This window comes from Streptomyces sp. SID8374, from assembly GCF_009865135.1.
GTDB lineage: Bacteria > Actinomycetota > Actinomycetes > Streptomycetales > Streptomycetaceae > Streptomyces.
Genome location: NZ_WWGH01000001.1, coordinates 5,047,294 through 5,063,274 on the forward strand (window position 1 = coordinate 5,047,294; position 15,981 = coordinate 5,063,274).

The 15,981-nt window shown below is 71.8% G+C and carries 15 protein-coding genes; 7 read left to right on the forward strand and 8 right to left on the reverse strand.

Features of this window, described 5'->3' with window-relative positions; all coding sequences use genetic code 11:
• Window positions 1-45: 45 nt before the first annotated feature.
• Entirely contained in the window at window positions 46-783 is a 738-nt protein-coding gene (locus tag GTY67_RS22610; protein ID WP_093690787.1) for a hemolysin III family protein, read from the reverse strand.
• 209 nt (window positions 784-992) lie between these two features.
• Here GTY67_RS22610 and GTY67_RS22615 point away from each other — a divergent pair, with 209 nt between their 5' ends.
• Window positions 993-2,819, forward strand: a complete 1,827-nt coding sequence (locus GTY67_RS22615) for a phosphoenolpyruvate carboxykinase (GTP) (protein ID WP_093690789.1) — start codon at window positions 993-995, stop codon at window positions 2,817-2,819.
• Window positions 2,820-3,107: 288 nt separating this feature from the next.
• Here the strand turns inward: GTY67_RS22615 and GTY67_RS22620 are convergent, their stop codons facing one another.
• The 4 genes from GTY67_RS22620 to GTY67_RS22635 form a co-directional block, all read right to left on the reverse strand.
• Window positions 3,108-3,503 (reverse strand): hypothetical protein, encoded by a 396-nt coding sequence (locus GTY67_RS22620; RefSeq protein ID WP_161279800.1) that lies wholly within the window; start codon window positions 3,501-3,503, stop codon window positions 3,108-3,110.
• 79 nt (window positions 3,504-3,582) lie between these two features.
• Entirely contained in the window at window positions 3,583-4,794 is a 1,212-nt protein-coding gene (locus tag GTY67_RS22625; RefSeq protein WP_093690793.1) for a pyridoxal phosphate-dependent aminotransferase, read from the reverse strand.
• A gap of 225 nt (window positions 4,795-5,019) precedes the next feature.
• Complete coding sequence (locus GTY67_RS22630; RefSeq protein WP_161279801.1) at window positions 5,020-5,835, reverse strand: arylamine N-acetyltransferase; 816 nt, start codon at window positions 5,833-5,835, stop codon at window positions 5,020-5,022.
• A 335-nt stretch (window positions 5,836-6,170) separates the two neighbouring features.
• A complete protein-coding gene (locus GTY67_RS22635) occupies window positions 6,171-6,998 on the reverse strand; it encodes an NAD(P)-binding domain-containing protein (protein ID WP_161279802.1) in 828 nt (275 codons plus the stop codon).
• 98 nt (window positions 6,999-7,096) lie between these two features.
• Here GTY67_RS22635 and GTY67_RS22640 point away from each other — a divergent pair, with 98 nt between their 5' ends.
• Together GTY67_RS22640 and GTY67_RS22645 are read left to right on the forward strand one after the other, a co-directional pair.
• The gene (locus tag GTY67_RS22640) at window positions 7,097-7,456 is read left to right on the forward strand and encodes a helix-turn-helix domain-containing protein (RefSeq protein ID WP_093690935.1); all 360 of its coding nucleotides are present in this window, start codon (window positions 7,097-7,099) and stop codon (window positions 7,454-7,456) included.
• 81 nt (window positions 7,457-7,537) lie between these two features.
• A complete protein-coding gene (locus GTY67_RS22645) occupies window positions 7,538-8,395 on the forward strand; it encodes a serine protease (RefSeq protein WP_093690798.1) in 858 nt (285 codons plus the stop codon).
• A 59-nt stretch (window positions 8,396-8,454) separates the two neighbouring features.
• On the opposite strand, the gene GTY67_RS22650 is transcribed toward GTY67_RS22645, so the two are convergent.
• The gene (locus GTY67_RS22650) at window positions 8,455-9,351 is read right to left on the reverse strand and encodes a TetR/AcrR family transcriptional regulator C-terminal domain-containing protein (protein WP_343238727.1); all 897 of its coding nucleotides are present in this window, start codon (window positions 9,349-9,351) and stop codon (window positions 8,455-8,457) included.
• Window positions 9,352-9,432: 81 nt separating this feature from the next.
• Here GTY67_RS22650 and GTY67_RS22655 point away from each other — a divergent pair, with 81 nt between their 5' ends.
• Window positions 9,433-10,287: a siderophore-interacting protein gene (locus tag GTY67_RS22655; protein ID WP_161279803.1), complete on the forward strand. Its 855-nt coding sequence runs from the start codon at window positions 9,433-9,435 to the stop codon at window positions 10,285-10,287.
• Between the two features lie 45 nt (window positions 10,288-10,332).
• Here the strand turns inward: GTY67_RS22655 and GTY67_RS22660 are convergent, their stop codons facing one another.
• Window positions 10,333-11,958 (reverse strand): D-aminoacylase, encoded by a 1,626-nt coding sequence (locus tag GTY67_RS22660; RefSeq protein ID WP_161279804.1) that lies wholly within the window; start codon window positions 11,956-11,958, stop codon window positions 10,333-10,335.
• Window positions 11,959-11,991: 33 nt separating this feature from the next.
• Complete coding sequence (locus GTY67_RS22665; protein ID WP_237502669.1) at window positions 11,992-13,335, reverse strand: alanine racemase; 1,344 nt, start codon at window positions 13,333-13,335, stop codon at window positions 11,992-11,994.
• A 91-nt stretch (window positions 13,336-13,426) separates the two neighbouring features.
• Between GTY67_RS22665 and GTY67_RS22670 the strand changes: the two genes are divergently transcribed.
• From GTY67_RS22670 to GTY67_RS22680, 3 genes are read left to right on the forward strand one after another with little or no spacing between them, the layout of a single operon-like run.
• The gene (locus tag GTY67_RS22670) at window positions 13,427-14,560 is read left to right on the forward strand and encodes a sugar kinase (protein WP_161279805.1); all 1,134 of its coding nucleotides are present in this window, start codon (window positions 13,427-13,429) and stop codon (window positions 14,558-14,560) included.
• Window positions 14,557-15,315 carry an IclR family transcriptional regulator gene (locus tag GTY67_RS22675; protein WP_161279806.1) on the forward strand — a complete coding sequence of 253 codons (759 nt, stop codon included), beginning with the start codon at window positions 14,557-14,559 and terminating at the stop codon, window positions 15,313-15,315. The genes GTY67_RS22670 and GTY67_RS22675 overlap by 4 nt, the downstream gene beginning before the upstream one ends.
• Before the next feature lie 6 nt (window positions 15,316-15,321).
• A complete protein-coding gene (locus tag GTY67_RS22680; RefSeq protein ID WP_030561417.1) occupies window positions 15,322-15,732 on the forward strand; it encodes a RidA family protein in 411 nt (136 codons plus the stop codon).
• Window positions 15,733-15,981 lie beyond the last annotated feature (249 nt).

Below are 15,981 nucleotides of genomic sequence, written 5' to 3' on the forward strand. Positions count from 1 at the left end.
GCCCCTTTTCGTAGCGACGCACCCCCCCCGTACCCGTACGGGGACCTACCCGTGCTGGTACGCCACCAGCGAGATGCCCACGTAGTGCGCCACGAACGCCGCCAGCGTCAGCGAGTGGAAGACCTCGTGGAAGCCGAACCAGCGCGGCGACGGGTTGGGCTTCTTGATGCCGTAGATCACGCCGCCCGCGCTGTAGAGCAGCCCGCCCACGACGACCAGGACCAGGACCGCGATGCCGCCCGTCCGCATGAAGTCGGGCAGGAAGAAGACCGCCGCCCAGCCCATCGCGATGTAGCACGGCGTGTAGAGCCAGCGCGGGGCGCCGACCCAGAAGACCCGGAACGCGATGCCCGCAGCCGCGGCCGCCCAGACCGCCCAGAGCAGGGGCCGTCCGGTGGATTCGGGCAGGAGCAGCAGGGTCAGCGGGGTATAGGTCCCCGCGATGATCAGGAAGATGTTGGCGTGGTCCAGGCGGCGCAGCACCGCCTCCCCGCGCGGGCCCCAGGTGCCGCGGTGGTAGACCGCGCTCACGCCGAAGAGCAGGCAGGCGGTGGCGATGTAGATGGCGCACGCGATCCGGCCGCGGGTGCTGTCCGTGAGGGCGATCAGGGTGATTCCGGCGATCAGCACCGCCGGGAACATGCCGGCGTGCAGCCAGCCGCGCATCCGGGGCTTGACGGGTACGGGGTCGAGTTCGACGGGTCCGGTGGTCGGCCTGTCGGCAGGTTCAGGAGTCGCGGAGGCAGGTCCTGGGGTCGCGGCGGCAGCAGCGGCGTCAGTCATATCCGCATGCTACCTACGCAACCGTAGGTAACGGATATGAGTGGCGATGCTCACGTGTGCGGCCCCCTGGACATATGGGCGAAACGGTCGGATGATCAAATGAGTGCGGTCGGCACCGGATGAGCGCCAGGGGATCGAAGGGTACGAAGCATCCGGGTCGCAGCCCCCACGGGGCACCTGACAACACACACCCTCATCAAGGAGCGATCGTGGCGCGCGACATCGCGGCTCCCCTCACTGTCCCCACCCACCACCAGGAGCTGATCTCCTGGGTCGACGAGATCGCAGCGATCACCCAGCCGGACCAGGTGGTCTGGTGCGACGGCTCCGAGGCCGAGTACGAGCGCCTGTGCGGGGAGCTCGTCGCCAAGGGCACGTTCACCAAGCTGGACGAGATCAAGCGGCCGAACTCGTACTACGCCGCGTCCGACCCGAGCGATGTCGCCCGCGTCGAGGACCGTACGTTCATCTGCTCCAAGGAGGAGAAGGACGCCGGGCCGACCAACCACTGGAAGGACCCCGCCGAGATGCGGGAGATCTTCACCGGTGCCGACGGTGTGTTCCGCGGGTCCATGCGCGGGCGCACCATGTACGTCGTCCCCTTCTGCATGGGACCCGTCGGCTCGCCGCTCTCCGCGATCGGCGTCGAGATCACCGACTCCGCGTACGTCGCCGTCTCGATGCGCACCATGACCCGCATGGGCCAGGCGGTCCTGGACGAGCTGGGCACCGACGGCTTCTTCGTGAAGGCCGTCCACACCCTGGGCGCACCCCTGGAGGAGGGCCAGGAGGACGTCCCGTGGCCCTGCAACACCACCAAGTACATCTCGCACTTCCCCGAGGACCGCGAGATCTGGTCGTACGGCTCCGGCTACGGCGGCAACGCCCTGCTCGGCAAGAAGTGTTACGCGCTCCGCATCGCCTCCGTGATGGCCCGCGACGAGGGCTGGCTCGCCGAGCACATGCTCATCCTCAAGCTCACGCCGCCGCGCGGCGAGTCGAAGTACGTCGCCGCCGCCTTCCCCTCCGCCTGCGGCAAGACCAACCTCGCCATGCTGGAGCCGACCATCCCCGGCTGGACCGTGGAGACCATCGGCGACGACATCGCCTGGATGCGGTTCGGCGAGGACGGCCGGCTCTACGCGATCAACCCGGAGGCCGGGTTCTTCGGTGTCGCGCCCGGTACCGGTGAGCACACCAACGCCAACGCCATGAAGACCATGTGGGGCAACTCCGTCTTCACCAACGTCGCGCTGACGGACGACGGTGACGTCTGGTGGGAGGGCATGACCGAGGAGGCGCCCGCGCACCTCACGGACTGGAAGGGCAACGACTGGACCCCGGAGTCCGAGACGCCCGCCGCCCACCCCAACGCCCGCTTCACCGTCCCGGCCGGGCAGTGCCCGATCATCGCGCCCGAGTGGGAGGACCCCAAGGGCGTCCCGATCTCGGCGATCCTCTTCGGCGGCCGCCGCGCCTCCGCCGTACCGCTGGTCACCGAGTCCTTCGACTGGCAGCACGGCGTCTTCCTCGGAGCCAACGTCGCCTCCGAGAAGACGGCGGCCGCCGAGGGCAAGGTCGGCGAGCTGCGCCGCGACCCGTTCGCCATGCTGCCGTTCTGCGGTTACAACATGGGCGACTACATGAACCACTGGGTCAAGGTCGGTGCGGACAAGGCCGATCAGTCGAAGCTGCCGAAGATCTACTACGTGAACTGGTTCCGCAAGAACGAGGCGGGCAAGTTCGTGTGGCCCGGCTTCGGCGAGAACAGCCGCGTGCTGAAGTGGATCGTGGAGCGACTGGAGGGCAAGGGCGAGGGCGTCGAGACCCCGATCGGCATCCTGCCGGCCAAGGGCGCACTCGACACCGAGGGCCTGGACCTCTCCGAGTCCGACCTCGACTTCCTGCTCACGGTCGACAAGGAGGTCTGGCGCGAGGAGGCCGCCCTGGTCCCCGAGCACCTCAACACCTTCGGCGACCACACGCCCAAGGAGCTGTGGGACGAGTACCGCGCGCTGGTGGAGCGGCTGGGCTGAGCCCGTACGCCCGCTCGAACCTCTGAACCCCGCGGCCGGGTCCATCGGACATCCGCCCTGACCTGTGGGTACGACGACCCGCCGCGGTACGGGGCCTGTCATCGCCGACAGCCCCGGGGCCGTCCCCGACCACGGACAGCCCCTCCGGCCCCCGGAACCCCCTCACGGTTCCGGGGGCCGGCCTCGTTGCGAGGTGGTGGCGGCTCTGCTGGGTGGTGACGCGCCTGAGCCTGGGCGGAGGCCGTGGCACCCGGTCCGTGCGCCGAGGCGGCACGCGGACCGGGGCCGTCAGTGGGCGCCGACGAGCTGCTCGGCGGGGGTGGAGGCGAGGGCCTCGGTGTGGGCGTCCATCCGCTGCGCGGAGAGGATGGCGGCGGTGGTGTCGGCGCGGGACGCGGCCACCACGAGCGCGCGGCCCGCCAGGGCGTGGGCGCGGCGGTGCAGGGACGCCGGGGCGGCGTCGGTCAGCGCGGCGTGCCGGGCGGGCAGGGCGCCGCGCAGGCGTGCCACCTGTTCGGCGATACGGTCGCCCGCCGGGCCGAGGCCGAGTTCGTCGGTGACCGCGAGGAGGGCGGCGAGATGCCCCGCGAGCTGGATGTCCAGCTCCTCCTCGCGGCTGCGGTGCGGAAAGTCCGCTTCGTCGGCCGGGCTGTGGACCGATGCGGTGCGGATCGGCTCGTACATGGATGGCCTCCCGGTGATGCTGGGTTTCCATCCTACATTGGATTGAGTCTAAGTTTGTGCGTGATCCGGGCCTCGGGGGCTACGGCTGTCCGTAACCGTCCAGGAACGAGCCGATCCGGGTCATCGCGTCGGTCAGCTCCTCGGTCGCGGGCAGCGTCACGATGCGGAAGTGGTCGGGCTCCGGCCAGTTGAACCCCGTACCCTGCACGACCATGATCTTCTCGGCCCGCAGCAGGTCCAGGACCATCTGCCGGTCGTCCTTGATCTTGTAGACCTTGGGGTCCAGGCGCGGGAAGAGGTACAGCGCCCCCTTCGGCTTCACGCAGGTCACTCCCGGGATCGAGGTCAGCAGGTCGTACGCCACGTCCCGCTGCTCCAGGATCCGGCCGCCCGGCAGCACCAGGTCCTCGATCGACTGCCGCCCGCCGAGCGCCGTGGCCACCGCGTGCTGGGAGGGCATGTTGGCGCAGAGCCGCATGTTGGCCAGGATCGTGAGCCCCTCGATGTACGAGGAGGCGTGCGCCTTCGGGCCGCAGACCGCCAGCCAGCCGGAGCGGAAGCCGGCCACCCGGTAGTTCTTGGAGAGGCCGTTGAAGGTCAGCACCATCAGGTCCGGGGCCAGCGCCGCCGTGGGGGTGTGGGTGGCGCCGTCGTACAGGATGCGGTCGTAGATCTCGTCGGAGCAGACGATCAGGTTGTGGCGCCGGGCGATCTCGGTGAGACCGCGCAGCATCTCGTCGTCGTACACCGCACCGGTCGGATTGTTCGGGTTGATGATCACCAGAGCCTTGGTGCGGTCGGTGATCTTCCGCTCGATGTCCGCGAGGTCCGGCATCCAGTCGGCCTGCTCGTCGCACCGGTAGTGCACGGCCGTGCCGCCGGCCAGCGAGACCGAGGCCGTCCACAGGGGGTAGTCCGGGGCCGGTACGAGGACCTCGTCGCCGTCGTCGAGGAGCGCCTGCATCGACATCTGGATCAGCTCGGAGACACCGTTGCCCAGGTAGATGTCCTCGACGTCGAGGTCGATGCCCTTGGTCTGGTAGTGCTGCACCACCGCGCGCCGCGCCGAGAGCAGGCCCTTCGCGTCCCCGTAGCCGTGCGCGCCCGCGAGGTTGCGCAGGATGTCTTCCAGGATCTCCGGCGGGCACTCGAACCCGAACGCGGCCGGGTTGCCCGTGTTGAGCTTGAGGATGCGCTGACCGGCCGCTTCGAGCCGCATCGCCTCCTCCAGCACGGGGCCCCGGATCTCGTAACAGACATTGGCGAGCTTCGTGGACTGGATGACCTGCATGTCCGCGAGCTTACGGCCGCGTTTCGCGCGGTGCGCGGAGATTGCGCCGTCCTCGCGACCTCCGGGCCCGTCCGCCCCCGCGCTCCGGCTTCCATCGGCAAGGCCGCCCCGGGCCCGGACCGTGGGATCGGCCGGTCCGGGCGGCGTCGCGGCTTGGAATGGGGCGTGAGGCGCCCGGCCGGGTGAGATGCGCCACGCGGGCGGAGCGGCGGAAGCCTTTCGGGTTCACCCCGGCAGGGCGGCGCCTTCGGGGACGCGGATGCCGAAGCCGTCCTCCAGTACCTGGACGACCTCGGCGGGGCCGGACAGCAGCCGCTCCTTGATCGTGCCGTCCTCCGCCGTCTCGACCAGGTCGAGACCGGCCAGCGACAGATGGGAGGCGTCGGGCAGGGCGCGCTGCGCGTACACCGCCTGCGCGAACGGCGAATGCGGACTCGTCGCGACGTACCAGTTGATCATCTCGAAGTCCGGGCCCTCGAAGGGCTCCGGCGTGAAGCTGTACTGCGCCTCCCAGCTGCCGCCCTTCTCGGCTTGCAGCTCCCACATCTCCAGCGGCCCCTCGTGGGCCACCGTGACGAGCCGGTGGCGGCGCGGAGCGTCGTCCAGCTCGGCCCCCGCCACCATCTCGATCGGCTCCAGCAGCGCGCCGACGGTCCCGAACCCGACATCGGCCACGTACGGGGTCGCCACGTCCGGCACGTCCACCCGCAGCAGTATGTGGCTCCGCGGCCGGACATCGCCCGGGGCCGCGCCCAGCAGCACCCGGGCGGCCAGCAGCGTCACGGTGAACCCGAGCTGCCGCAGGGCGGTGGCGAAGAGGGTGTTCTGCTCGTAGCAGTAACCGCCCCGCCCGCCGTGGACGAGCTTGGCCTCCAGGTCGGCCAGGTCCAGGGAGGGCGCCGAGCCGAGCACCGGGTCCAGGTTCTCGAACGGGATGCCCAGGGCGTGCGCGCGGTGCAGGGACCGCAGCACCTCCACCGTGGGGTGGAGCTCCCCGGACCAGCCGATCCTGGCGAAATAGGCGTCGAGGTCGAGTGTCATACCCCGACCGTACGCAGCCGGGGCCGCGCGGCGCCTCAGGCCGCGGGACCAGGCCGCGCGGCCACGCGGACCGGGACCTGGGACCGAGCCCGAATGGGGGAGAGCCCCTTGGGGCTTGGCCCCTGGGGAGAACTGGGCCCCGGCCCCGGGGAGACCTGGGCCCCCGCCCCGGGGAGGCATGGGCCCCCGGCCTGGGGAGACCTGGGCCTTGGGCCCCCGACCCCGGCGCGTCGGCCCCCCGCCCCGGGGAGACCTGGGCCCCCGCCCCGGGGAGACCTGGGCCCCGGACCCCCCCGCCCCGGCGCGCCGGACCCCCGTCCCGGCGCGTCGGACCGTCAGATCCCGGTCACCGCGCCCGCCGACGCGGTCAGCAGGCCCGTGTCCACGCCCTGCTCCCGCGCCGTACGGAACAGCGCCGCGTCCCCGGCCTCCACCACGGCCGGGCTGGTCACGTCCTCGGCCGAGGGGGCGGAGCCGAACCCGGCGGTCGCCGGAGCCATCGCCGCGAGCCAGCCGGCCACCAGCCCCCCGAACTCCTCCCTGTCCACCCCCGCGTTCTCCACCAGCGCGAACGCGTGCCGGGCCCCCGCGAACATGGCGGTCATCGCGCTGAGCAGCGCCACGTCGTACAGCGCGGCCCGGCCGGACTCCTCACCGACGTACCGGGTGGCGGCGGGCACGGACAGCACATCCCGGTGCTCGTCGAAGAGGGCGCGCGGGCCGCTGTAGAGGATGTAGCCGCCCGCCTCCGGCGCACCGATCATCGGCGGTACGGCCATGATCCCGCCGTCCAGGAAGCGGGCGCCGCGCTCGGCCGCCCAGCCCGCACGGGCGCGGGACTCGGCCGGGGTGGAGGTGGTGAGGTCGATCAGGTCCTTGCCGGTGAGGTCGGCGTCGGCCAGCGCCTCGCGGACCGACGCGTCGTCCAGCAGGCACGTGATGACGAGCGGGCTCGCGGCCACGGCGTCCGCCGCGGTGTCGGCCACCCGCGCGCCGCGCAGGGCGAGTTCGGCGGACCGGCCGGGGCTGCGGTTCCAGACGGTCAGGGGGTGCCCGGCGGCGAGCCAGGTGCGGGCGAGCGCGGTGCCCATGGCGCCGAGGCCGAGCAGGGTGAGAGGGGTGGGCGAGGTCGGTGCGGTCGGTGCTGATGCGTTGTCGGGCATGCGGATTAGGCTGGTCGACGGGGCCGGGAGCGACAAGTACCCACTTGGGAGTGGGTGGTTACCCGGTGGTGAGTGACCAGGCGGGGAAGGGGTGGGCGATGAGGGCCATGCGGAGGCCGGGGGCGTACGTCTGCGGGATCGACGCGGCGATGGACGTCATCGGCGGCAAGTGGAAGGTGCTCATCCTGTGGGCGCTGGACGAGAAGCCGTGCCGCTTCGGTGAGTTGCGGCGAGCCGTCCCCGGGGTGACGGAGAAGGTGCTCAGCTCCCACCTCAAGGAGCTGGAGGACGACGGCATCGTGCACCGCGAGGAGTACGCCGAAGTTCCGCCGCGCGTGGAGTATTCACTCACGGCCCGGGGAGTCGCGCTGAACGCCGCTCTGGGGCCGCTGGGGGAGTGGGGGCGCGAGCATGTCTTCCCCGGGCGGGACGCCTTGGCCGGAAGTGACCCCTTGTGATGGCCTGACATCTGGGGAACCATGCGCATGTCAAAAGCCGGAAGATCTCCGGTTCTGGCATCACTGGAGGGGACCCCCCACATGAACAAGCCTCTCATCGGTGCGTTTCTTGCTGCCCTGCTCCTGGGCGCGGGCATCGCGCCCGCCGTCGCGGCCGAATCCGCACAGGCGCAGGAATCCGCCACCGAGACCGCTCCCGCCGCGAAGGCCGTGACCTTCGCCGGCACCGTCGCACTCAGCAACTGTTCGGGCTCCGTGGTCCGTTCGCCCGACTCCGCACCCACCGACCCCGCCCTCGTGCTCTCCAACGGGCACTGCCTGGAGACCGGCTTCCCGGGCCCCGGCGAGGTGCTCGTCGACCGCCCGTCCACGCGGACGTTCACACTGCTCAACGCCTCGGGCACCGGCGTCGGCACACTGAAGGCGAGCAAGATCGCGTACGGCACGATGACCGACACCGACCTCTCGCTCTACGAACTCACCTCCACCTACCAGCAGATAGAGGACAGCTACGGCATCCAGGCGCTGGAGCTGGAGACCGCCCACCCGGTGGCGGGCACCGCCATCACCGTCGCCTCCGGCTACTGGAAGCGCACCTACAGCTGCGACATCGACGGCTTCGTCCACCAGCTCAAGGAAGGCCGGTGGACCTGGAAGGACTCCGTCCGCTACACCCCGGAGTGCCAGACCATCGGCGGTACGTCGGGTTCGCCGGTGATCGACGACGCCACCGGCAAGGTGGTCGCCGTCAACAACACCGGTAACGAGAGCGGCCAGGAGTGCACGGACAACAACCCGTGCGAGGTCGACGAGAACGGCAACGTGACCGTCCGCGAGGGCATCAACTACGCCCAGCAGACGTACAACATGGTCCCGTGCATCGGCACCGGCAACAAGATCGACCTGGACCGTGAGGGCTGCGGGCTCCCCAAGCCGTAGCTCCTGCCCTGCCTCGTAGGTGCGCCGGGCGGTCCTGATCCCAGGGCCGCCCGGCGCGGTCATGCCTTCCGGGCGCCCTTCCGCGTGTCCCCCTGCGCGTTCTTCCCGCGCGCGTCCTTCGGTGTCGCCCTCGCCGCGTCCTGCGCCGCCCTCGCCGCGTCGATCCCGTCCAGCAGGACCCCGAGCCCCACCCGGAACGTCTCCCGCGCTTCCCGCTCCGGATACGGCAGTGCGTCCTCTCCACCGCCTTCAGGGTGCGGCTCCGGCGTCCCGTCCCGCTCCAGCGCGATCACCGCCGGGAAGCGCTCCGCGAAGTCCGGGACCAGCTCCGTCAGTGCCGCCGAGCGCGCCGCCCACCACTCCTCGTCGGAGCTCCCGGTCGCCGTCGCGGCCCGTCGGGCATCGGCCACCGTCCGCGCCGACCCCTGCACCAGCGGGAACAGCGTCCCCACCAGCCGCCGCACCGTCCGCGCCTCCAGCCCCGTCGCCCCGAGCAGCCGGACGAGCGTGTCCAGGTTCGCGTACTCGTGCGGGCCCAGCACCGGCCGCGCCTGCGAGACCTGGAGCACCCAGGGGTGGCGTACGTAGAACTCCAGGACCTCCCCGGCCCACGCGGTGAGCGGCGCCCGCCAGTCGTCCGGGTCCGACTCCGACTCCGGGTAGGCGGAGGGGAGTTCGGCGTGGACCGCGTCGTACATCAGGTCCAGCAGCTCGCTCTTGCCGGGTACGTGGGTGTAGAGCGCCATCGCGGTCCGGCCCAGCCGGTCCCCGACCGCCCGCATCGACAGGGCCGCCATGCCCTCCTCGTCCGCGACCGCGACGGCCGCCGCCACGATGGCGTCCACGCTCAGCCGGGGCTTGGGCCCGGGGCCTCCGCGCGCCGGGGCGGCGGCCTCCGCGCGCCAGAGCAGGGAGAGGGAGCGGCGGGCGTCACCCTGCCCGGCAAAGACCACCACTTGCGACTCCTTACGCCATAAAGTAACTTCGGACGGGTAATTCTTTACTGTGTAAAGGTAGCAGGGAGAGGGTGCGCCATCATGGGTCAGGCCATGCCGGTCAGCTATGTGCGGGTCACCGGGACCGAGCGGATCACCCCGCGCACGGCCAGGGTCACCTTCACCGGGGACGCGCTGCCCCGCCTCATGGAGGACCGCCCCGACCAGCAGATGAAGCTCTGTCTGCCGCGCGAGGGGCGGAGCGTGGCGGAGGGGCTCCTGCCGGAGCTGGGCGCCGAGGACCCGTACGGCATGCGCTGGTACGAGGCGTTCCTCGCGATCCCGGAGGCGCGGCGGCCCTGGATGCGCAGCTTCACCGTCCGCTCCTACGACCGCCGACTCAACACGATGGCCGTCGACTTCGTGCTCCACGGCGACAGCGGTCCCGCCTCGTGCTGGGGTGCGGACGCCCGCCCCGGTGACGTCCTCGGCATGGTCGGCCCGTCGTCCCTCTACGCCCGCCCGCTGCCGGAGGCCGAGTTCATGCTCCTCGCCGGGGACGAGACGGCGCTCCCGGCCGTCGCCACGGTGCTGGAGGCGCTGCCGGCCACGACCAGGGCGCTCGTGTACGCCGAGGTGGCGGACGCCGGGGAGGAGGTGGAGCTGCCGACCCCTGCGGGAGGGGCCGAGGTGCGCTGGGTGCACCGGGACCGGGGCGGCTCGCTCGTGGAGGCGGTACGGGGTGCCGGGGCGGACCTCGACGGGGTGGACGCGGCCTGGGTGGCGGGCGAGGCGTCGGCGGTCCGGGCGCTCCGCCGCCATCTGGTGGGGGAGCGGCAACTGCCCAAGGCCGCCGTCGAGTTCAGCGGCTACTGGCGGCGCGCGCTCACCCAGGACGACGCCCCCACCGAGGAGGACCTCGCCTGGGCGGCGGAGCGGGCCGCCGATGCCTCGTAAGGCGCGCCGACGCCTCGTAAAGGATGCACAGGGCGTACGGGGTGCTCAGGCCGCCCCCGCGCCCGCGCCCCGCACCGCCCGGCCCGCCAGCACCGACGTACGCCGGCTGTCCTCGATGACGAACCGGCCGTCGATCAGCACGTGCGGGATGCCCACCGGCAACGTGCGCGGCTCCTCGAACGTGGAGCCCGCCGCCACCGTCCCCGGGTCGAAGAGCACCAGGTCCGCGCGGTAGCCCTCGCGTACCAGGCCCCGGTCCGCCAGCCGCAGCCGGGCGGCCGGGCGGGAGGTCAGGTGGGCCACGCACTCCTCCAGCGAGAGGATGCCCAACTCCCTGACGTACCGCCCCAGATACTGCGGGAACGTGCCGTACGCCCTCGGGTGCGGCTTGTCGCCCTGGAGGATGCCGTCGCTGCCGCCGGTGTGCACCGGGTGGCGCATGATCTGCTGGACGTTCTCCTCGTGGCCCACGTGCTGGAGGATCGTCGTCCCGAGCCGGTCCTCGGTGAGCAGCCGCCGAGCGGTCACCCAGGGCTCCTCGCCCCGGAGCCCGGCCGACTCCGCCACCGTACGGCCCACATACTCACCCAGGTGCGGTGCGCTGACGCCGGAGATCTCGATGGTGTCCCACTCGATCGGCACCCCGTGGCAGCCGTCCGACCCCAGCACCTCCAGGTGGTGCCGTATCTTCTCCGCGCTCTCCGCGTCCGCGAGCCGGGTGAGGACCGACTCCGGGCCGCCCTCGCTCGCCCAACTCGGCAGCATGGCGACCAGTGTTGTGCAGCCGGGGGTGTACGGGTACGTGTCGAGGGAGATGTCGGCTCCGGCGGCCAGTGCGCCGTCCAGGAGGGCGAGGAGGTCGGGAGCCTTGCCCTTGTTCACGCCGAAGTTCATGGTGGCGTGGGCGAGATGGAGGGCGCAGCCGGCGTTCCGCGTCAGCTGCACCATCTCCTCGTACGCTTCGAGTGCGCCTGCGCCGTAACTGCGGTGGTGGGGGCAGTAGTAGCCGCCGTGGCGGGCCACCACCCGGCAGAGTTCCGTGAGTTCGGCGTCGTCCGCGTACATCCCCGGGGTGTAGGTCAGGCCGGACGACATGCCGACCGCGCCCTCGCGCATGCCCTGGTCCACCAGCTCCTTCATCCGGGCCAGTTCGGCGTCGGTGGCCGGGCGGTCGTCCCAGCCGACGGCGTACATCCGGACCGTGCCCTGCGGGATCAGGTAGGCCGCGTTGACCGCGATGCCCTGCCCGCCGAAGTTGTGGTCCAGCCGGTCCAAGTAGCCGCCGACCGTGCGCCAGTCGAAGTCGATGTCGGAGCCGTCGCCGTTCCAGCCGGTGATGGAGCGGCGGACCTCGGCGAGCGTACGGTCGTCGGCCGGGGCGTACGACAGGCCGTCCTGGCCCAGCACTTCGAGCGTGACGCCCTGCGCCGCCTTCGCTCCGTGGTCCGGGTCGCGCAGCAGCGCCAGGTCGCTGTGGGCGTGCATGTCGATGAAGCCGGGGGCCAGCGCGAGGCCGTCGGCGTCGACCGTGCGGGTGGCGGTGGGGCGGGGGCCGGGGGAGCCCTCGCGGTGGATCTCGGTGATCCGGCCGCCGTCGACCGCCACATCGGCGCGGTAGGAGGGCTCGCCGGTGCCGTCGACGACGAGCGCGTCGCGCAGGACCAGGTCCATGGGTGGCCTTTCAGGGAGCGGGGACGGAACGGCTCAGAAGAACGTGCGGATGTAGTCGCCGACCGTGCCGTCCGCCTCGACCAGCGGGATCAGCTGCCACTTGTCGAAGCTGGTGCAGGGGTGCGAGAGGCCCATGCCGACCCAGTCGCCGACCTCCAGCTCGGCCCCTTCCTCAGTGCGGACCCAGGTGTGCTGGTCGGAGAGGCCGGTCACGGTGATCCCGGTGGCGGGGCGGACCGAGCCGTCCCGGGCCGAGCGGACCACCTGCGCCTCGGGGAGGTCCAGGTCGTAGGCCGCGTCCCGCTTGCCCGCGTTGAGGAACGCCTGCTCACCGGTCGGGCGCGAGACGACCTGGGCCCAGAGGCGGAAGGCGGGCTCCAACGCACCTTCTTCAGGAACCCTGTTGAAGGGGGTGAGGTGCTTGTAGTGGCCGTCGTCGTGGGAGACGTAGGCGCCGGAGCGGAGCAACTTCAGTACGGGGGCGCTGAGTTCGCCGATCTCCGCGAAGACGTCCGCCACCGCGTCGAACCAGGCGCTGCCGCCCGCGCTGATGACGATCTCCTCGGCGCCGGTGAACCGCTTCTCGGCGTCGAAGTCGGCCGCGAGCGTTACGAGCCGCCGCAGCCAGGCCCGTACGCGCTCGGGATCGGCGTCCGGCACCTCGCCCTCGTACCCGGCGACCCCCACCAGGCGCAGCGACCCGGCCGCCGCCACCGCGTCGGCCACCGCCGCGCAGTCGGCCTCGGTCCGTGCCCCGGTGCGTGCGCCCTCGCCCGCGCCCAGCTCCACCACCACGTCGAGGGGGCGGGTGGCGCCCGCTGCGCTCAGGGCCTGCTCCATCAGCTCCACCCCGCGCACGGAGTCGACGTAACAGATGAAGCGGAACTCCGGGTCGGCCGTCATCTCACCGGCCAGCCAGCGCAGCGCGACCGGGTCGACCAGCTCGTTGGCGAGGAAGATCCGGCCGATGCCGTACGCCCGGTAGACGCGGGCCTGGTGCGGCACGGCGGCCGTGATGCCCCAGGCACCGCGCTTCAGCTGGTCCGCGAAGAGCTGCGGGGACATGGAGGTCTTGCCGTGCGGGGCGAAGGCGAGGCCGTGGCGTTCGGCGTACGTCTCCAGCAGGGCGAGGTTGTGTTCGACGGACTCGGCGGAGAGGGCGAGGACGGGGGTGGTGAACCCGCCGGTGAAGAGGTTGCGGCGCTCGGCGGCCAGGGTGCCCACGGTCAGGCCCTCGGCGTCGGGCGGGAGCGCCTTGAAGCGGTGGTCGACGCGTTCTTCGGCGAGGCCGGCGGCCAGCTGCTCGGCTCGGGCGGTGAGGCTTTCGGCTGCCAAGGGAAGCTCCTCGAAGTACGTTGCATCATGTGCAACACCCATTGCGCATATCGCTCAACGCTGTCTAACATCCGAGCCGATGCCCGGTCAATGGTGACCACCGGCCCGCACGCCGATCAGCGAGGAGCCTTCAGTGTCCGGACCCGCAGCAGGGACGGCCCGCGCCGACGCGACCACCGAGGTCGTCTGTCTCGGTGAGTCCATGGTGACGTTCCTGCCCTCGCAGCCCGGCCGCCTCGCCGATGTGCCGTCCTTCGGGCGGGGGATCGGCGGCGCCGAGTCCAACGTGGCCTGCGCGCTCGCCGCCGCCGGGCACCGGGCGGCATGGGTGGGGCGGGTCGGGGCGGACGGCTTCGGCGACCATCTGGTCGAGACGATCGCGGGGTACGGGGTCGATACGTCGGCCGTGCGGCGGGATCCGGTGCGTCCAACGGGGATCTACTTCCGTACGGCGACGGATCGCGGGGCGGGGGCGCACGAGGTGGCGTACTACCGGGCGGGGTCGGCGGCGTCCGCGATGTCGCCGGCGAATGTGCCGTACGAGGAGGTCTTCGCGGGTCGTGTGCTGCACCTGTCCGGGATCACGGCGGCGTTGTCGGCGGACTGCCTGGAGCTGCTGCGGGACCTCACCGCGCCCCGGCCCGGCCGCCCGCTGGTGTCCTTCGACGTGAACCACCGGCCGCATCTGTGGCGGGGCGGTGATGCCACCGTGCTGCTGGAGCTGGCCCGCCGCTGCGACCTGGTGTTCGTCGGGGAGGACGAGGCGGAGGAGGCGTGGGGGATCGTGGGCGCGGAGGCGATCCGGGCCGCGCTGCCGGAGCCGGGTGTGGTGGTCGTGAAGCGGGGGAGCGCGGGCGCGACGGTGTTCTCGGGGCGCCGCTCCTCGAACGCCGGAGGGGCTGAAATTGCCGCCGGAGCCGGCTCTTCGGGTGCGGCCGCGCGCCCCACGGAGGGCGGAGGGGCTGAAACGGTCACCCCCGTCCCCGCCCTCCGCGTGGACGTCGTCGCCGCCGTCGGGGCCGGGGACGCGTTCGCGGCCGGGTTCCTCTCCGCGACCCTGCGTGGGCTGCCCGTACGGGACCGGGTCCGGCACGGGCATCTCATGGCCGCCGCCGTGCTCACCGTCCCCGGCGACCTCACCGAGCCGCCCGCCCGCGACCACGCCGACCGCCTCGTCGCCCTCGACGACGACGCCTGGGGGAGACTTCGTCTCGGCCCCGGCTGGACCGCAGCCGACCGGGCCCCCGAGGAGGTACGTACGCCATGAGCCAGACCGTCGACCGGGCACTCAGCATCCTGCCGCTGCTCGCCCAGGGCCCCGCCGACCTCGGCCAGGTCGCCGAGCGGCTCGGCGTCCACAAGTCCACGGCGCTGCGCCTGCTGCGTACGCTCCACGAGCACGGGCTCGTCTACCGCCAGCAGGACCAGCGCTACCGTCTCGGCGCCCGGCTCTTCGCGCTCGCCCAGGAGGCCGTCGAGAACCTCGACGTACGCGAGATCGCCCACCCCCACCTGGTCGAACTCAACGACAAGTGCGGGCACACCGTGCACCTCGCGGTCTACGAGGAGCAGGAAGTGCTCTACATCGACAAGGTCGAGAGCCGCTACCCGGTCCGGATGTACTCGCGGATCGGCAAGCCCGTCGCGATCACCGTCGCGGCCGTGGCCAAGCTGCTGCTGGCCGACCTCACCGAGCCCGAGCGGCGCGCGATCGCCGAGAAGCTCGACTACCCCATGTACACGTCCCGTTCGACGCCGAACGCGGTCGCCTTCCTCAAGGAGCTGGCCGTCGTGCGCGAACAGGGCTGGGCCACCGACCTCGGTGGCCACGAGGAGTCCATCAACTGCATCGGCGCCCCCATCCGCGGCGCCGACGGACGGGTCGTCGCGGCCATGTCGGTCTCCGCACCGAACGTGGTCGTCACGGCCGAGGAGCTCCTCACCCTGCTCCCGCTGGTCCGGCGCACCGCCGAGACCATCAGCCGGGAGTATTCCGGCACCAACCGACCCAAGAAAGCCTGATCAGCCATGACCGAGAAGACCGCGCTCACCCCCTCCACCCACACCACGCCGCCCGCGAAGTTCTCGCACGGGGTGCGGAAGGGGAACATCCTCCAGGTCGCCGGCCAGGTCGGCTTCCTCCCGGCCGTCGAGGGCCAGGCCCCGACCCCGGCCGGCCCCACCCTGCGCGAGCAGACCCTCCAGACCTTCGCCAACGTCAAGGCGATCTTGGAGGAGGGCGGCGCGAGCTGGGACGACGTGATGATGATGCGCGTCTACCTGACCGACGTGGACCACTTCGCGGAGATGAACGAGATCTACAACGCGTACTTCGCCGAGCAGAACCTCAAGGAGGCCCCCTCGGCCCGCACGACGGTCTACGTCGGCCTGCCCAAGGGCCTGCTGATCGAGATCGACGCGCTCGCGGTGCTGAGCTGACGGTCCCGGCTCAGCTGACGACGCGTTCGCGGTGCTGAGCTGACGCTCCCGGCTCGGCTGACGACGCGCTCGCGGTGCTGAGCTGACGCTCCCGGCTCAGCTGACCGTCCCGGCTCCACCGAAGGTCCTGCCGTACTGATCGCCTTGCCCCACCCGCAGCAACTCTCCAACTCGCCGTACGGCGCGGCGCCCCGCTTCCCGGGGGCGCCGTGCCGCGCTCCCCCCTGCCCTCCTCCAGCACCACCGGAG